18 protein-coding genes are annotated in these 18056 nt (G+C 33.5%); 6 read left to right on the top strand and 12 right to left on the bottom strand.

Features of this window, described 5'->3' with window-relative positions:
- Positions 1-31 precede the first annotated feature (31 nt).
- Together K5V07_RS02340 and K5V07_RS15050 are read right to left on the bottom strand one after the other, a co-directional pair.
- Positions 32-2068 (bottom strand): BamA/TamA family outer membrane protein, encoded by a 2037-nt coding sequence (locus K5V07_RS02340; protein WP_370632441.1) that lies wholly within the window; start codon positions 2066-2068, stop codon positions 32-34.
- A 10-nt stretch (positions 2069-2078) separates the two neighbouring features.
- Positions 2079-2600 carry a hypothetical protein gene (locus K5V07_RS15050; protein ID WP_370632442.1) on the bottom strand — a complete coding sequence of 174 codons (522 nt, stop codon included), beginning with the start codon at positions 2598-2600 and terminating at the stop codon, positions 2079-2081.
- 38 nt (positions 2601-2638) lie between these two features.
- Between K5V07_RS15050 and K5V07_RS02345 the strand changes: the two genes are divergently transcribed.
- Positions 2639-3364, top strand: a complete 726-nt coding sequence (locus K5V07_RS02345; protein ID WP_221916220.1) for an RNA methyltransferase — start codon at positions 2639-2641, stop codon at positions 3362-3364.
- A 30-nt stretch (positions 3365-3394) separates the two neighbouring features.
- Here K5V07_RS02345 and K5V07_RS02350 read toward each other — a convergent pair whose 3' ends face one another.
- From K5V07_RS02350 to K5V07_RS02365, 4 genes are all read right to left on the bottom strand, one after another.
- Positions 3395-4099 (bottom strand): porin family protein, encoded by a 705-nt coding sequence (locus K5V07_RS02350; protein ID WP_221916221.1) that lies wholly within the window; start codon positions 4097-4099, stop codon positions 3395-3397.
- Position 4100: 1 nt separating this feature from the next.
- Complete coding sequence (gene ubiE / locus K5V07_RS02355; protein ID WP_221916222.1) at positions 4101-4832, bottom strand: bifunctional demethylmenaquinone methyltransferase/2-methoxy-6-polyprenyl-1,4-benzoquinol methylase UbiE; 732 nt, start codon at positions 4830-4832, stop codon at positions 4101-4103.
- 578 nt (positions 4833-5410) lie between these two features.
- Positions 5411-5893, bottom strand: coding sequence for a dihydrofolate reductase (locus tag K5V07_RS02360; RefSeq protein ID WP_221916223.1), 483 nt, complete (start codon positions 5891-5893; stop codon positions 5411-5413).
- A gap of 18 nt (positions 5894-5911) precedes the next feature.
- Positions 5912-6238, bottom strand: coding sequence for a 2TM domain-containing protein (locus K5V07_RS02365; RefSeq protein WP_182649526.1), 327 nt, complete (start codon positions 6236-6238; stop codon positions 5912-5914).
- Between the two features lie 241 nt (positions 6239-6479).
- Between K5V07_RS02365 and K5V07_RS02370 the strand changes: the two genes are divergently transcribed.
- Positions 6480-6776, top strand: coding sequence for an isoamylase early set domain-containing protein (locus K5V07_RS02370; protein WP_221916224.1), 297 nt, complete (start codon positions 6480-6482; stop codon positions 6774-6776).
- A gap of 160 nt (positions 6777-6936) precedes the next feature.
- Here the strand turns inward: K5V07_RS02370 and K5V07_RS02375 are convergent, their stop codons facing one another.
- From K5V07_RS02375 to K5V07_RS02400, 6 genes are all read right to left on the bottom strand, one after another.
- The gene (locus tag K5V07_RS02375; RefSeq protein WP_221916225.1) at positions 6937-7872 is read right to left on the bottom strand and encodes a WD40 repeat domain-containing protein; all 936 of its coding nucleotides are present in this window, start codon (positions 7870-7872) and stop codon (positions 6937-6939) included.
- A gap of 38 nt (positions 7873-7910) precedes the next feature.
- Positions 7911-8735, bottom strand: a complete 825-nt coding sequence (locus tag K5V07_RS02380) for a thymidylate synthase (protein ID WP_221916227.1) — start codon at positions 8733-8735, stop codon at positions 7911-7913.
- An 18-nt stretch (positions 8736-8753) separates the two neighbouring features.
- Positions 8754-10037, bottom strand: a complete 1284-nt coding sequence (locus K5V07_RS02385) for an amidohydrolase family protein (RefSeq protein ID WP_144891534.1) — start codon at positions 10035-10037, stop codon at positions 8754-8756.
- A gap of 122 nt (positions 10038-10159) precedes the next feature.
- Complete coding sequence (locus tag K5V07_RS02390; protein ID WP_144891536.1) at positions 10160-10783, bottom strand: bifunctional nuclease family protein; 624 nt, start codon at positions 10781-10783, stop codon at positions 10160-10162.
- 149 nt (positions 10784-10932) lie between these two features.
- Positions 10933-11898: an electron transfer flavoprotein subunit alpha/FixB family protein gene (locus K5V07_RS02395; protein ID WP_221916228.1), complete on the bottom strand. Its 966-nt coding sequence runs from the start codon at positions 11896-11898 to the stop codon at positions 10933-10935.
- A 101-nt stretch (positions 11899-11999) separates the two neighbouring features.
- Complete coding sequence (locus K5V07_RS02400) at positions 12000-12746, bottom strand: electron transfer flavoprotein subunit beta/FixA family protein (RefSeq protein ID WP_221916230.1); 747 nt, start codon at positions 12744-12746, stop codon at positions 12000-12002.
- A gap of 291 nt (positions 12747-13037) precedes the next feature.
- Between K5V07_RS02400 and K5V07_RS02405 the strand changes: the two genes are divergently transcribed.
- From K5V07_RS02405 to K5V07_RS02420, 4 genes are all read left to right on the top strand, one after another.
- Complete coding sequence (locus K5V07_RS02405; RefSeq protein ID WP_144891543.1) at positions 13038-14015, top strand: pyruvate dehydrogenase complex E1 component subunit beta; 978 nt, start codon at positions 13038-13040, stop codon at positions 14013-14015.
- A 100-nt stretch (positions 14016-14115) separates the two neighbouring features.
- On the top strand, positions 14116-16602 hold the full coding sequence (locus tag K5V07_RS02410) for a DUF5686 and carboxypeptidase-like regulatory domain-containing protein (protein WP_221916233.1): 2487 nt from the start codon (positions 14116-14118) through the stop codon (positions 16600-16602).
- A gap of 138 nt (positions 16603-16740) precedes the next feature.
- Positions 16741-17343: a DNA-3-methyladenine glycosylase gene (locus K5V07_RS02415; protein ID WP_221916235.1), complete on the top strand. Its 603-nt coding sequence runs from the start codon at positions 16741-16743 to the stop codon at positions 17341-17343.
- A gap of 106 nt (positions 17344-17449) precedes the next feature.
- The gene (locus K5V07_RS02420) at positions 17450-17980 is read left to right on the top strand and encodes an inorganic diphosphatase (protein WP_144891548.1); all 531 of its coding nucleotides are present in this window, start codon (positions 17450-17452) and stop codon (positions 17978-17980) included.
- The last annotated feature ends 76 nt before the right edge of the window (positions 17981-18056 follow it).

The following is an 18056-nucleotide window of genomic DNA, read 5'->3' on the forward strand; positions in this document are numbered from 1 at the left end:
TTAGTTCTGCAAAAATAGGAATTAAATAGTATTAGAACGGATAATTTATACCAAAATTTAAAACGGAGTTCGTAAAGTTGTACTCTCTAAACCATCTTTTATTTGTTTCATTGGCTGGGTTATAGGTTTTAAAACCTAAATCAAAACGGATAACAAAAAAACTCAAGTCATATCTAAGTCCAAAGCCAGAGCCTATTGCGATGTCCTTAAAATCTCGGTAACTGGTAAACGTAGATTTCTCATCTTCAACATTATCTAGTACGTTCCAGATGTTTCCGGCATCTGCAAATAAAGCACCTTTTAAATCGCCAAGAACTTTAAATCGAAATTCACCGCTTATGGCAATTTTCATATTGGCTTCATTAAAATCATTTACTGCTCCGCTGCTTCCTGGTCCCAGTGCATAGGGTTGCCACGCTCTATTATCATTGGATCCTCCCGAAAAATAACTTCGTGAAAAAGGGATATTGTCAGAGTTGCCAAATGGAATAGCAATACCAAAAAAAGATCGAAATGCAATTACTTTATCTTTTGTAAGTTCCCAATGTTTGATGTAATCAAACTCAGTTTTAATGTATTCTGAATACTCTAGATTAAAGATTTCATAGTTGCCATTAGAATTTCTTTTTTGTTTTGTTGAAGATGCAAATGCAGACAATAATGTACCTGCAGATTCAATTTTGGTTTTAAATAAATAAAAGGTATTATCAGTTATATCTTTCTTAGTAGTTTTTGAAAAAGTGAAATTTGTAGCTAGAATAAAGTCATTTTCGGTTAATCTTTGTCTTCTTTCTTCAATGCTTTTTACAGATTGAAAATCAGTAGGTTCTATAGGTTTTAAAAATGTGCCACTATTGCTCAATACATCATTTGTAAATCCCGAAGTACCTCTTTCAATAAGAAGATTTTTTGATGTTGGGTTATCGTAATAAGTACTATTGGTGTTGTATTCTTTACTAATGTTATTTAAAGCATTATAGGATGATTTGTAAACATTGAAATAATTTTGAGAATTTAAATTTCGTACAAATTGTGTGTTGAGCAAATCAAATCGTGCTGTATTGTTTTTTTGTGGAGTCCAATTGTAAGATAGTGTACTCGTAAAGTTTTCTTTATCAAGTCCAATGTTTTGTTGCTTAGCAAAACCTACCGTAATCAATGTTGAAGGAATCATGCTTTTTGGGATGATTTTTTCGGTTCTGAAAGGCATAAAAATCCTTGGGATATTTAGTTTTAGATCTAAACCATATTCAGATACATTGAAAAAATTATTATTCGGATTAGCTAAATCTCGAGAGGAGCCAATGTTGCCGCGCACTGCCAGTTCTAATGTTTCGGCACCATTAAATACGTTGCGCACAGTTTCAGAGATACTAACCCCAACACCAAAATCTTGAATGTTAGAATGTGTCACATCAAGAGTGGTACCAAAACTATATTTTTTTCGTGGTGTCAAGAATACTTTAGCAATAAGAGAATGCGCAGTAGTATCTCTCTTATCAACCTCATATTGTATAGAGGGATAATTAAAGATTTTAAGATTGTTCAAATAGCGTGTTGTCAGTACGGTTTTATTATCGGCATACAATCCTCCTTTTGTTATAAAAAGTGCATTAGTTATGGCTTTTGGTTTGTATTTAAGTTTGTTTTGACTGTAAATTGTAAAGCCATTATACGTCACGCTGTCTTTGATTTGAAACGAATTCAAATTAGGGCTGTAATCCGAATATATTTTTACATCACTAATTTTATATAGCTTAAACGGTTCCGTTTTAGTGCTGTCATTCATTTGGTATGAATAATTTGCAACCAATAAATTGATGTTTGCTTTATTGACTTTTTTTATAGTATCTACATCAAATGTGATATAATTTGGCTGGAAATAATAAGCGCCATTGTTTCTAAAATGAGTTGTGATTCTGTTTTTTTCATTTTCAAAATCCACTGTCTTATACGTATTGCCAGCTTTAATGAAGCTTGCGCTTTTTATAGAAGTATATAAAGAATCTAGTGCAGGTGTTAATATTGTTGTTTTTATAGTGTCCAGAGTATATTCTGAACCAGACATAATATTGTATTTAATTTTCCCTTTTTTTTCTTTCAAGTGTGTCAATAACATATGATGCGTTTACATTGAAGAAACCATTATTAAAAAAATAATATTTCAATCTGAATAACGATTTATCTGCTTTTTCTTTGTCTAAAATAACGGGCGTCTCTCCGGTAGTTTTTAAAAAATCATGAATGCCATGGTACCAGAAAGATTTGCCTAATCGGTCAACCTGTTTTGCAGAAAGCCATTTTGATTTACGATTGTACTTGTTGGGATTATTGGTAAATTTAGCTTGATAAGTTGAATCAGGATTTAAATTTGCAATAGAGTATAAATTAAGTCTTAATCGGTATCCAAGTAAGGTGCTATTTGGTTTTTGATACAATTGATTGAAAATAGTTTCATCAGAAACATTTTTATCATTCACCGTTATTTCATTCTTTGTAAGCAATAATTTGCCCTCAGGAACTCTTTTTACAGCGTTACAGGCACAAATAAGTATTGCAATTAGAATAAATGCAGTTATTTTTGTAGAAATTTTTTTCAAGAGGTCTTAATATATTTAATTCAAAAGTACATTTTTTTATGGTTAGTAAAAACCAAATAAAACTTATAACGAGTTTACAGCAAAAAAAATATAGAATAGCCCATCAATTATTTTTTGCCGAAGGGGTAAAGGGTGTTCAAGAGCTAATAGATTCAAATTTTGAGTTAGTTCATTTGTATACTACCTTAAATGATTTTGAAACCGTTTCTCCCGCCATAAGAACGATGTTGCAAGATCAAGACTTGAAGAAAATCTCAGCGCTAGCTACTCCTAATTCTTGTTTAGCAGTATTTAAAATGCCCATAGAAAAAGAAATTAAAACCTCGGGTTTGACTCTTGCACTTGATGCAATTAGAGATCCAGGTAATCTAGGGACTATTTTAAGATTGTGTGATTGGTTTGGAATTCAACAAGTACTTTGTTCAAAAGAAACAGTTGATCTTTATAACCCAAAGGTGGTTCAAGCCACAATGGGATCTATTTCAAGAGTAAATGTGAATTATGTTGACTTGAATTTGTTCTTATCTCAAACTCAATTACCAGTTTACGGAACATTCATGAATGGCGAAAACATTTATCAAAGTGCCTTGCCTAAACAAGGTATCATAGTAATGGGTAATGAGGCCAATGGAATATCACAACAAATAGAATCTAAAATTACAAGTAGACTCACAATACCAAGATTTGGAGCTGTACAAAAAACAGAAAGTCTTAATGTAGCAACCGCTACAGCAATTGTTTTGAGTGAATTCTGTAGAGGCTAATAAGATATCTTTGAGCTTGACCTATTTTTTTTAATGAAATGTAAAATTGATTAAAATAGCTCGAGACTTTAAGGATTCAATATTACTAGTCCACGGGCTATTAGCGTCATTGTCTCTAATTAACTCATCATTGATTCCAAAAACACCTCGAATGGAAGGCGAGAAGATAAAGTATTCTGAAAATACATCAATCCCAAATCCTAATTCGTAATTTGTAGTCCAGCTTTTTACCCTAAACCTTTGCTGTAAGTTATCGTCCATTAATTTGGAATTGCTGGATAAGTTGAGTGTTGCAGATAACCCGCCGAGTGCATAAGGTCTAATGTTCCCTGTTCTTAAAGATGAGAATTTTAATAAAAGAGGGAAGTGTATGTATGTGCTGTTTACTTCTCTTAATGCATCACTTGGATTAGAAAAATTAGGGTAGTTTAAATCCCTTTTAGAATAATACAATCCTGGTTCAAAACGCAGATTGATATATTCATGTAGTTTATAATCCCCTACAATACCAACATTAAATCCTGTGGTCTTTTTTACAAGTATATCAGGAGTTTCTGTCTTATAGTCTATTTTAAAATCGAAAGTATTAAAACCCAAGAAAAATCCAAAATACACCTTTTTTTGTTGAAAATTTTCAAGATTTATAATGGGGTCTTTGCTGAAAATACCTTTTGAATTCTGTGCATTTCCAGTAATAATTCCAGTTAAAAATAGGGCAATAATTATTTTTTTCATATTATTTTTTAGATGCTGAATAAATGGTAGCAACCCCAAAAGTTTGTGGTAAAGCTACAACATCTATAAACCCAGTTTTTCTTAAAATATTGTTTAAGGCTTCGCCATATGGGAAAGCTGCTGCCGATTCTGATAAATAGCCGTATGCTACGTTGTCTTTTGAGAATAATTTTCCTATTAGTGGTAGTATGTTTTTACTGTAAAAGTTATAGCCTTGTTTATAGGGAGTTTTCACGGGAACCGAAGTTTCTAGAATAACAAAAACGCCGTTTGGTTTTAGTACCCTCAAAATCTCCGAAAGACCTTTCTCAAGATTTTCAAAGTTTCTTACTCCAAAAGCAACAGTTATGGCATCAAAATAATTGTCCTCAAAGGGCATGTTTTCTGAATCGCCTAAAACCATATCTATAGTTTTAGTCAAATTCTTATCAGCAATTTTACGTTCGCCCACCTCAAGCATTCCTGCAGATATGTCTAGGCCAATGATTTTTTCTGCCTTGGTTTGAGCCATTAGTATAGCAAGGTCTCCAGTTCCTGTTGCAATGTCTAAAATTGTATTAGGCTTAGATTTAGCAACAATTTGCAAAACTTTTTTGCGCCATTTGATGTCTATTCCAAAAGAGATAACACGGTTGAGGCTATCATAATTTCCAGAAATGGTGTCAAACATTTGCGCAACTTGTTCTTTTTTACCTAGAGAAGAATCCTTGTATGGAGTGATTTTTTGTGACATTTTTTTTGTTTGTACAAATATAATACAATCTAAATGAACTAGTAATGTGTTTCTAAAATTTGACTCAAGATTTATTTTTTTAACGTATTGAAAAAAGATTCTTTCATTTTTTTACAAAAAAATCAAAATATCACTAAAAGTGGGTATTGTGGAGGTGAATTTTAATCTACACATTTGTACCGAAGAAATAAGCATAATAAATGGTTAAAAGACAAATGGTGGACCAAAGCAAATGGATAGTTCTTGCGTTACTTATCTCGTTTGTTCTAGTTAGATTTTTTGAGCGTACTGTTCTACAAAGCAGTATAGAGGTTAAAACGCAACATACGTTCTTAGGATTAAATTTGTTTTTGGAAATTTTAATTTTTTTCGTCTTTAGTACCTTCGTGGTATTTGGTATTAAAGGCTACTTTGAGATGTACTCTCAAAGGTTTTCAAACATTATTATTGCCATATCTGGTATATTATTAATGTTTGTAATTTTTATTTTATGTTATCAAATACTCTTTCTAGAGTAGTTCACCACTTTTAACCAATTGCTAAAAAAAAACATCCTGAAAAGGATGTTTTTTTTTGTTTTAAATTCTAATGTATGTTTGATATGTGAATGCGTATTGGTGTTTTTCGTCGGGAGCATGATATTCGGTTGCACTTATTTTCCAGATGTTTAAATCTATTTCTGGAAAGTAAACATCTGCTTCAAAGTCATGATGTACTCTTGTAATGTCAAGTTGATTTGCGTATTGAAGTCCTAGTTTGTATATTTCTCCTCCACCAATAATATATTTGTCTGCATTTTCGGGGCAATGATCTAGTGCTTTTTCAAGACTATCTACAATAATACAGTCATTTGCTTCGTATTTTTTGTCTCGGGTAATAATGATGTGTTTTCTATTAGGTAATGGTTTAGGAAAACTTTCAAATGTTTTTCTACCCATTATAATATGATGACCTGATGTTAGCGCTTTAAATCTCTTAAAATCATCTGGTAAATGCCACATTAAATCGTTGTTTTTTCCTAAAGCATTGTTATCTGCAACGGCAGCAATCATTATGATCATAATGTTATCAGGTTATTATTATTCGTTATTATTAATTTGAGTTTGTAATTGGTCTATCTTCTTTTTTTGTAAGGCAACCAATCTGTCAATTTGTTCTCTTTCCCAACTTTTATTCATAAAACGATCTGTGATAAATATTTTTATAAAATGTAGCGTAAATAAAAATAACCATACTGTAATGATGTACAAGTACCAATTTGAAATAAAAGAATTCTCAAATAAATGTTTCAAAGTAAATAACAATAAACTACTTAGTACAAAGAGAACAAAATGAAAGTAAAGTCGTTTTTTTTGCTTGATTCTGCGTCTTGCATATTCGTATTGTTCGTGTATTTCTCGTTCCATTTTTTTATGCTTTTAATGTATAAAGATAAAGTTTATTTCTTAAAATGAATCAATTGGAAAACGTATAATTTTGAACGCAATCGATTCACGATTTTTGAATTCAAAATTTTATGCCTGTAAAAATATATAAAAGTTTAAAAATTAACACTGTTTGAAGCATTTTAGAAATTCTAATAATGAGCGTTTGTATGTTCGTTAATTTTCACTTACTTTGTTGTATAAATCTATAAATGAAATAGTTATGTCTGTTAAGAAACAATTTATTAAAGCGAAACCTGTCTGTAAAGTTACTTTTTCTTTCTCTGCTAAAACAGCTCAACAAGTGGCTGTTGTAGGTGATTTTAATAATTGGGATCCTACTCAAGGCAGTTTAAGTAAATTAAAGAGTGGTATCTTTAAGGGAGTCTTTGATTTGAATAAAGATGCTGATTATGAATTTAAATATCTAGTAGACGGAAACTATGTCAATGAGCCCGAAGCTGACTCCTACCGATGGAATGCCTTTGCTGGAAATGAAAACAGTGTTCTAGTTGTTTAAACCATAACGTTTTGGTGCTACATTAGGTTTGTACTAAATTAAGTTATATTTTCGGTTATGCCATTCGAACGATAGCGAATTGACGAAGTAAATCATCCCAAATACAAACCAATTTCCCATCAAGGTAATTGCTCAAATTCTATGTACCTGTTATTTCCGTTTATTTGGGCAGATGCCAAAAATCTATGTTGTTATCCTTTGAAGAAACAATTGCAAATTGTCCATCACTAGAAAATGTTGCGGCGGTATATTGTGTTTCAAATTTTTCTTCAAATGTCTTAATAAGTTTGCCTTTAATATTCCATAGTTTGGCAGTTCCGTCTTCACTACCTGTTAAAATATACTTGCCGTCTGAAGAAAACTCTACCTGATTTATTTCACCAGAATGTCCTTTTAAAATGATACTAGGCTTTCCGTTTAAATTCCAAATAACAGCTGTTTTGTCGAAGCTTGCTGTAAGTATATTTTTTCCGTCTGGTGAAAAACTCGCTGCACTTACTCCACTTTTATGCCATTTTAAAATCATAGATTTTTTTCCATTTATATTCCAAATCGATGCGGTATTGTCGCAACTTGCAAGTATTATTGATTTGTTATTTGGAGAAAAAGAGGCTTGGTAAATTGTGCATTTATGTCCTTTGAATGTTCTGATAAGTGTGCCATCTGCTGTCCATAATTTTGCAGTATTGTCACCACCACCACTTAAAATATATTTTCCGTCGTTTGAATAAACAACAGTTTTTACATATACTTTGTCTGCAGAAACTGTTTTTATTTCAGTTCCGTTTATGCTCCAAATTACAAATGTTCCTTCAGAGCCTCCTGTAATAAAACGTTTATTGTCTGGTGAAAAAGCTACATCGTTTACACTTTTCTTGTGTACGCTTATTGTGTCAATAATTTTACCGTATTCATCCCACATAAAAGCAAGATTATCGTCACTACCTGATAGAATATATTTTCCATTAGGGGATTGAGCAATTCCCAAAATCGCCTCTTTATGTCCAGTAAAACTTTTAGCTATTACACAAGATTGAGCATTCACTAAATTGTTGATTAGAAATGTGAGGGTCAGAATAAGAATTGTTTGTTTCATAACGTATGTATTTTAAATGGTTACTTATACTGTTCTTATTATACTGCGACACTACCTTTTATGATGTCATGTGGATCATAACCTTCAAGTGTAAAATCTTTATATTCAAATTCAAAAATATCTTTAATTTTAGGATTTAAGATCATACGTGGTAAAGCTCTTGGACTTCGGGTTAATTGCAGTTCCAATTGTTCAAAGTGGTTGTTGTATATGTGTGCATCGCCAAAAGTGTGAATGAATTCGCCTACTTCTAAATTACAAACTTGTGCAATCATCATTGTTAGAAGTGCATAAGAAGCTATATTGAAAGGAACCCCTAAGAAAATATCAGCACTGCGCTGGTATAATTGGCATGACAACTTTCCATCTGCTACATAAAATTGAAAAAAGGCATGACAAGGGGGTAATGCGGCTTTATTATTGGCAACATTATCATCAAATGATTTTGTAGTATCTGGTAGAACTGAGGGATTCCATGCTGAAACTAACATCCTACGACTGTTAGGATTTGCTTTTAATTCCTTTATCAAATCTGATATTTGATCAATTTCTTCATTATTCCAGTTACGCCATTGCCTGCCATATACTGGTCCAAGATCACCGTTGGCATCAGCCCAAGCATCCCAAATTTTCACTCCGTTTTCTTGAAGATATTTGATATTGGTATCTCCTTTTAAAAACCATAGCAACTCAAAAATAATCGATTTTAAATGAAGTTTTTTTGTGGTCACCATAGGGAAACCTTCGTTTAAGTCAAAACGCATTTGATACCCAAAAACACTTTTTGTACCCGTTCCCGTGCGATCTCCTTTTTGACAACCGTTTTCCATAACGTGTTGTACCAAGTCTAAATATTGTTTCATGTTTAGTGTTTCAAAACGTTAGTTTTTGTAAATTTTACCGTCTTTCATTACAAAAACTATTTTTTCAAGTGTTTTTATTGTTGTAATAGGGCTTTCATCAACAGCAATGATATCTGCAAGAAAATTTTCTTTTATTTGACCTACAGTATCAGCTATTCCTAATAAGGATGCATTTGTAATTGTGGCGGCTTGTATTGTTTCTAGCGCGGGCATTCCGGCTTCTACCATATAACCAAATTCTTTTGCATTGTTTCCGTGTGTAAAAACACCTGCATCAGTGCCAAAGGCAATTTTTACGCCCTTTTTATATGCTTTTGCAAAAGTTGCTTTCAGTTGTGGACCTACTTCTCTTGCTTTTGGGACTACAATTTCAGGATAGTATCCATTTATTTCAGCATTTTTCTCTACTTCTTTTCCCGCAGTTAAAGTAGGAACAAGATAAGCGTCGTATTTTTTCATCAACTCCATCGTTTCCTCACTCATAAAAGTACCATGTTCAATGGTTTTAATTCCGCCAATGATTGCTCTTTGCATACCTTCGTCACCATGAGCATGTGCAGCAGTTAGCATGTTATAATCCTTAGCTGTTGAGGTGATTGCTTTTATTTCTTCTAAAGTGAATTGAGGATTTTTGCCGCTTTTTGCAACGCTTAACACTCCGCCAGTTGCAGTTATTTTAATCACATCGGCACCTTCTTTATAGCGCTCTCTCACTGCTTTTACAGCCTCTTCGGGTGAGTTTATTACTCCTTCATGTGGTCCTGGATCACCTACTAGTTTACGATTACTACCGTTTGTTGGGTCGGCATGACCGCCTGTAGTAGCTATAGATTTTCCTGCTGTAAAAATACGTGGCCCTTTTACAATGCCTTTATTAATCGCGTTTCTAATAGAAATATTTACACCTGTACCGCCTAAGTCTCGTACTGTTGTAAACCCTGAAAGTAAGGTTACTTCGGCACAACGAACAGCTTGAAAAGCAATGTCTGCTTCGTTTTCTAGATACTTAGACATATAGCTTTTAGTGTCGTGTTCGCCCTCAATATGAACGTGAAGATCAATTAATCCTGGTAAAACGTACTTTTTCTTAAGGTCTATTTCGATATCATTTGGTTGAGATTTCGATACAAAACCTTCCTGAATCTTTATAATCTTATTTTTTGAAACAATTACGGTGTGGTTTACCAGTTCTTTTCCAGTTAAGGTGTTTAATATTTTTCCACAATGCAAATAGATGTCTTGGCAAAAAGCATCAGTACTGCATCCTAATACAAGTAGGAGTAAGGCAAGTTTTGTTTTCATAGTTTGATTTATAGGTAATTGCAATCAAATATAGGATTTAACAAAGCAGTTTTCAAATAAATGTTTCACAGTTTTAGTATTGCCAATTCTAAAAAATTAGGATCCTTTATGGATTTCTTGTTTTATCGTTTTGAAATTTCATCACGTATTTTTGCCGCTTTTTCGTAATCTTCATTTGTTACAGCTTGATCTAGTAAATCATGAAGCTCTGGCAAAGTATGTTTAGAATAGGTATCTCCGGCTTGATTAGATTCGTCCTCATGACCAAAAGTGTCTGGATTTGATAATACATCGTCTAGGTCTTGATTGTCTTTGTTGGGATCAAGTGGATTTGTTTTTAAGAAAATACCGGCTTTGTCTAAAATATTTTTATAAGTAAAAATAGGAGCTTTAAAACGCAGCGCCAAAGCTATAGCATCAGAAGTTCGAGCGTCAATTATCTCCTCAATTTTGTCTCTTTCACAAATAATACTAGAGTAGAAAACACCATCTACAAGTTTGTGAATGATTACTTGTTTTACTACAATATCAAAGCGTTCTGCAAAATTTTTGAATAAATCATGGGTCAAAGGACGTGGTGGTTTTATTTCTTTTTCTAATGCAATGGCAATGGATTGGGCTTCAAAAGCACCAATTACAATGGGTAGTTTTCTTTCGCCGTCAACCTCGTTCAAGATTAAAGCGTAGGCTCCGTTTTGAGTTTGACTGTATGAAATTCCTTTTATAGATAGTTTAACTAAGCTCATAATTGTGTTGATGGAAAAGTACAAAGTACTTTTTTTTTAATTAAAAGTAACTAGCGTTTCCCGTAAAAAGAAATGCTACTTAAAAGCAAAGATACAAATATCTTGATTTAAGTAGCATTTAAAATGTTGTAATGATTTCTTTTTCCTTATTAGTTTTGTGCTTTAAAGGCTTTGAATTTTTCAATTAATTGAGGTACAATTTCAAATGCATCACCTACAATTCCGTAATCAGCAACTTTAAAGAAAGGTGCTTCAGGATCGCTATTGATCACTACCTTAACTTTAGAAGAGTTAATTCCAGCAATATGTTGTATGGCACCTGAAATTCCAATAGCAATATATAAGTTAGTGGCTACCGGTTTTCCTGTTTGTCCTACGTGCTCTCCGTGAGGTCTCCATCCTAAATCAGAAACTGGTTTAGAACAAGCTGTTGCTGCTCCTAACGTTGTTGCTAGTTCTTCGATCATTCCCCAGTTCTCTGGACCTTTAAGTCCACGTCCTGCTGAAACTACAATGTCAGCATCAGCTATAGAAACTTTTCCAGAACCTTTTTCAACAGATTCTACTTTAACCCCAAAATCATTTTCACCGATTGTTGGATTAAAGTCTACTTCGGTTGCTGCGACTGGACTTTCAAAAATACCATACGAATTCTTAGCTAAGCCTAAGATCTTAACATCGGTATCAATTTGTGTGAAATTGAAAGCTTTGTTTGAAAAAGCCGTTCTTTTTACTTGAAAAGGGGTTGTAGAAACTGGTAAACCTACCACGTTTGAAGCAAATCCAGCCTCAAGTGCAACTGCAACTAGTGATGATAAGTAAATACTGTCTGTAGTGCTAGATAATAAAACTAGTTTTGAACCTTCTTGTTGTGCAGCTTGCTTAATAACGTCAGCATAAGCTTTTGCAGTAAAACCAGATAATTTATCATTGTTTACTTTAAGAACTTTGTCTACACCGTATTTTGCTAATTCAGATACATCACTTGCATTAACAGTAACAGCAGTAACCGTTGTGCCTAAAGTTTCAGCTACTTTTTTCGCATAAGAAGCTAGTTCGAATGCTACTTTTTTAAATTTTCCTTCTGCGTACTCCGCGTATATTAATATTGACATAATTTTTTATTTTAGTCTTAAAGTTTTAAAGTCTAAAGTCATAAAGGGAAGTTATTGTTACTTTCTTTCCTTTCGACTTTCGACATTCGACTTTATGACAGTTAGATTACTTTTGCTTCGTTGTGTAATAAGTTAATTAACTCATCTAAATTATCTGCAGATACCAGTTTCACAGCTGATTTAGGAGCAGGTTTTTCAAACTTAACTGCTTTTGTGTTTACAGTAGCGTCTACTGGTTCTAGGATAGTCAAAGCTTTTGTTCTTGCAGTCATAATTCCTCTCATGTTTGGGATACGCAAGTCTTTTTCTTCTACAAGTCCTTTTTGTCCACCAATAATTAATGGTAATGTAGTGGCAACAGTTTCTTTTCCACCATCAATTTCACGTACTGCTTTTACAGCAGTTCCATCAACTGTTAAGTTAGTACAAGAGTTTAGGAAATTATAACCTAAAATTCCAGCGATCATTCCAGGTACCATTCCGCCGTTATAGTCTAATGATTCTTTTCCAGCGATAACAATATCGTATCCTCCGTTTTTGATTACTTCGGCTAATTGTTTAGCCACAAAAAATCCGTCAGTAGGCGTTGCGTTAACACGAATAGCTTGGTTAGCACCAATTGCTAAAGCTTTTCTTAAAGTAGGTTCAGTATCAGGACCTCCAACATTTACAACAGTAACAGTAGCACCTTGTTGCTCTTGAAACCAGATAGCACGTGTTAGACCAAACTCGTCATTTGGGTTAATTACATATTGAACACCGTTTGTGTCAAATTCAGAATCTCCATTGACAAAGTTAATTTTTGATGTAGTATCAGGAACGTGACTGATGCAAACTAATATTTTCATACCTATATTTTTTATTAATCTTAATTTCTTTTACAAATTTAAAATATTAATTTGAATAATATACTATGCGTGCATAATATTTTTTTAAAATTACAACGTTTTCGTAGCCCGGATAGTAGCGGCATCCTTCTTGTGGCTCCTTTAGCCACAGGAAGATACAGCGTAGAGCCGGAAAAAGCTCCTAAAAATCATCCGTGTAAATCCTGAATTAATTTAGTATGTTTTATGCTTTTAAGTGATTTAAAATATTTATTTTTGCTTTTCGAAAATTAGATACATACAACATATAATATGAGAACGATACAATTTAGAGAGGCTATTTGCGAAGCGATGAGTGAAGAAATGCGTCGCGATGAGTCCATATACTTAATGGGTGAAGAGGTTGCTGAATACAATGGTGCTTACAAGGCGTCAAAAGGGATGCTTGCAGAATTTGGTGAAAAAAGAGTGATTGATACTCCTATTGCAGAGCTTGGTTTTTCAGGTATTGCAGTGGGATCAGCAATGAATGGTTGTAGACCAATTGTAGAATATATGACTTTCAACTTTTGCTTGGTTGGGGTTGATCAAATTATTAATAACGCTGCCAAAATGCGTCAAATGAGTGGTGGGCAATTTAATGTGCCTATTGTTTTTCGTGGGCCAACAGCTTCTGCTGGGCAATTAGGAGCAACACACTCTCAAGCTTTAGAAAACTGGTTTGCAAACACTCCAGGTCTTAAAGTTGTAGTTCCATCTACAGTTTATGATGCAAAGGGATTATTAAAAGCGGCTATTCGTGATAACGATCCTGTGATTTTCATGGAATCTGAGCAAATGTATGGTGACAAAGGTGAAGTGCCAGATGGAGAATATGTTATTCCGCTTGGAGTTGCTGATATTAAAAGAGAAGGTACTGATGTAACAATTGTTTCTTTTGGTAAAATTATCAAAGAGGCTCATATTGCTGCTGACGAATTAGCAAAAGAAGGAATTTCTTGTGAAATTATTGATTTAAGAACAGTACGTCCGATGGATTATGAAACGATTTTGACTTCGGTTAAAAAAACAAATCGTTTGGTAGTTCTTGAAGAGGCTTGGCCTTTTGCAAGTGTGGCTTCTGAGATTACGTATATTGTTCAAGAGCGTGCTTTTGATTTCTTAGACGCACCAATTCAACGTATCACAACGGCTGATACTCCTGCGCCTTACTCTCCGGTTTTATTGAAAGAATGGTTGCCTAATGCTGGTGACGTTGTGAAAGCGGTAAAGAAAGTAATGTATAAATAAAATGTAATGTACAACTCTTGTTGATGGAGTTGGTATTTATAATTTTTAACCTTAATAACTTCATCAATGGTTTCTATTGGTGAAGTTTTTTTTATTTGTTATGAAAAAGTATCTTTTAATTTTGACTTTGTTTTTTTGTGGTGTATTCCATAATGTCTTGGCGCAAACCAAAATAAGCGGTATTGTGGTGGACAAACAAAATCAGCCGATTCCGTTTGCCAATGTAGTTTTTAAAGGATCAAGTGAAGGAATCGTTACAAATGAAGACGGGAATTTTTATTTGGAATCCCAAAAGACGTATACCGTTGTGTTAGTTTCCTCAGTAGGTTTTTCGGAAAGAGAAATTACCTTAGAAAAAGCAGTTAACTATAATTTTAAAATCACTCTTAATGAGGCCGAAAGTTTAAATGAAGTTGTGGTTTTTGCTGGTAAGACTTCAAAGAAAAACAATCCTGCGCTGGATATTTTGAGAAAAATTTGGGAACGAAAACGTAAAAACGGTTTGTACCAGTTTGATCAATACCAAATGGAAAAGTACGAGAAAATAGAATTTGACATGAACTCCATTGATAGTGCTTTCATGAAAAATAAAATTTTCAAGGGCATGGAGTTTATCTTCAATCAAATGGATACTTCAAGAGTTACTGGTAAAACGTACTTGCCTATTTTTATTAATGAATCTCTTAATGATGTTTATGGAGATAATGTTTTAAAGAAAGTAAAAGATAAAATAAAAGCCAGCAAAACATCAGGATTTAATGGCAATCAGCAAATATTAGCTTTTGTTAAAGATTTATATTCGGATTATAACATTTACAACAATCACTTAACTTTTTTTGACAAAAGTTTTACGAGTCCATTGTCTAAAACAGGTATTGATGTGTATAATTATGTACTTCGTGATAGCGCTTATATTGATAAAAAATGGTGTTATAATATTGTTTTTTATCCAAGAAGAAAAAACGAGTTGACTTTTAAAGGTGATTTTTGGGTAAACGATTCTACTTATGCTATCAAGAAAATTAATATGGCAGTGACTAAAAGTGCTAATATTAACTGGGTAAAAGACATTTATATCGAACAAGAATTTGAGGTAGTTAGCGACTCCGTTTTTTTATTGACAAAGGATTATTTAATGTCTGACTTTGCTTTGAATAAAAAAGAAGATTCAAAAGGAGTCTATGGAAAACGAACTACTTATTTTAGAAATCATCAATTCAACAAACCCTTGCCGGCATCTTTTTACAAAGACGAAGTCAATTATATGGATGATGAAGTCTATAACAAATCAGAAGAATATTGGGACGATAACCGATTTGAGAATTTAAGTAAAGACGAGTTAGGGGTGTATAAAATGTTAGATACCCTACAAACAGTTAATAAATTCAAACGCTTGTACAACCTAGTTTCTATACTTGGTAGCGGCTACGTCGAATTTAAAAATTTTGATTTTGGTCCTGTTTTTTCATCCTTTGGATTCAATGAAGTTGAAGGAATACGATTGCGTGCAGGTGGTAGAACGTATTTTGGACCTAATGATCCTTGGCGACTTCAAGCTTATACTGCTTACGGTTTTGATGATAATAAATTTAAATACGGCGTTTCGGGAAAATGGATGGTCGATAAGAAAAACCGAATCATTATTTCGGGAGGAAACAGGCGTGACATTGAGCAAATAGGCGCGAGCTTAACCACAACCAATGATGTTTTGGGACGTAGTTTTGCTTCGTCAGCGGTTTTTTCATCAGGAAGTAATGGGAAGCTGACTAACATTAACTTAACTAATATTGCACTAGAGATAGAACCTATTAAAAACGTAGTGATTCAAGCTGGGGTTTCATATCGTACTCTTGAGTCGGCATCTTCTACTTTTAGTTTGGATTATTTTACAGATAGTGCAAATCAGGTGACCAAAAGTGATGTAAAGCAATCTGAAGCCAACCTTCAAATTGAGTTTTCTCCAAAACGTAAAACAATTGGTTTTGGCGTAGAGCGTAGTATTGTTGATAGTCCATATAGCCGCTTCTTTGTCAATTATAGCCATGGTTTTAAGGGACTTTTGGATAGTGATTTTAAATATGATAAGTTGCAATTGTATTACAAGCAGCCTATCATTATTGGTCCACTAGGAAGAACAAATTTAATCATGGAGGTAGGGAAGACTTTTGGAGAAATTCCGCTTGGTTTGTTGAGCGTAATTCCAGGAAATCAAACGTATTTTACTATCGAAAACACTTTTAGCAATCTTAATTTCTACGAGTTCGTTTCAGATGAGTACATAACCTTACAATGGAATCACAACTTTAATGGCCGTATTTTTTCTAGAATTCCGTTTATGCGCAAGCTCAATTGGAGAGAAATTATAGCAGTGCGTGGAGTATACGGTTCTGTTACTGATGGTAATAGAGCAATAAATGCATCCGGCTTGGTTTACAATGCGCCAGAAAGAGGTTACTGGGAATACAGCGCCGGTATTGGAAATATTTTTAAAGTATTCCGTATTGATTTTGCTTGGAGAGGTAATTATCTCAACACGCCAGGGGCCAATAATTTTACGGTAAAAGGCTCTTTTGGATTTAATTTCTAGGAGCTATTCCGGCTATTCGTTACAATCTTTTATCTCGTTAAAAAACGAGATAAAAGGATTTTCACTTCAAACGAAGTTCACTGAACTCCTATTAAAAATAGATGTTAAGTGAAGTAATCCGGGCTAAAAAATCAAATTATGCAAGAAGCCATTGACTACCTTTTAGAAAAAGATGCCATTTTCAAGTCAATTATTGAAAATTATGGATTGCCAACTGTTCCCAAAAGACCACAAGGTTTTGAGACTTTGGTATTGTTAATTTTGGAACAGCAAGTTTCTATTGATTCAGCGAAAGCCACTTTTTTGAAAATAAAAACTACTCTAAAAACGATGGCACCCGAAATTCTTCTTGATGTATCTGATGCCGATTTTAGGAATCTTGGCGTAAGCCGACAAAAAACGTCTTATATAAAAGCTTTGGCGACAGCGCTATTAAATAAAGAACTTGATCTAGAAAGTTTGCCAGCTAAAACCGCTCAGGAAGTTCGGGAAGAACTCATCAAAATCAAAGGCATTGGGAACTGGACAATAGATATTTATTTAATGTTTTGCTTGCAGGCACCAGATGTGTTGCCACTTGGTGATATAGCAGTTGTCAATACCTTAAAAGAATTACTGGACATTCATGACAAAGAACTCATGTATGCACACGCACAGCAATGGAGTCCATATAGGTCCTATGCGACTTATTTATTGTGGCATCATTACTTGAAGAAACGAAATAGAACCATTACGTATTAAAAGTAGGTTTTTTTAAAATTTATTGAAGAGATAACCTTTAATTTTCATTGCAAAAACGTATCGTTTGATTACTTTTGCAGGATAATTATAGATAAGAAAAACTAAAATGACTGCAGACAAATTAACAACTTTCGATGTCTTAATCGAAATACCAAGAGGAAGTAGAAATAAATACGAATATGATTTCGAAATAAAAAGAATGCGTTTTGATAGAATGTTATTCTCTTCAATGATGTATCCAGCTGATTATGGATTTATCCCTGAAACTTTAGCATTAGATGGAGATCCATTAGATGTATTAGTTTTGGTAAACGAGCCAACTTTTCCTGGTTGCGTAATGGAAGTAAAACCTATTGGTGTATTTCACATGGCAGACGATAAAGGACCAGATGAAAAAGTGATCTGTGTACCTGTTTCTGATCCAATCTGGAATTCATTAGAAAACCTTTCAGACATTAACCCTCACTTATTAAAAGAAATTGAGCACTTCTTTCAAGTGTACAAAGATCTTGAGAACAAAAAAGTAGATGTTGAAGGTTGGGGAGATGTAAATGAAGCATACGCAATCATCAAAGAATGTACAGAACGCTTTAATGCTATCGAAAACAAACCAGAAGGTTTATTTAGCATTAAGTAATAATTTAGCATAATAATTGTAAAAAAAGCAATATTCCGTTTGGAGTATTGCTTTTTTGCTTAAATTCGTTTGGTTA

The organism is Flavobacterium sp. CHNK8 (assembly GCF_019774515.1).
In the GTDB taxonomy this organism is placed as follows: Bacteria; Bacteroidota; Bacteroidia; order Flavobacteriales; family Flavobacteriaceae; genus Flavobacterium; species Flavobacterium tiangeerense.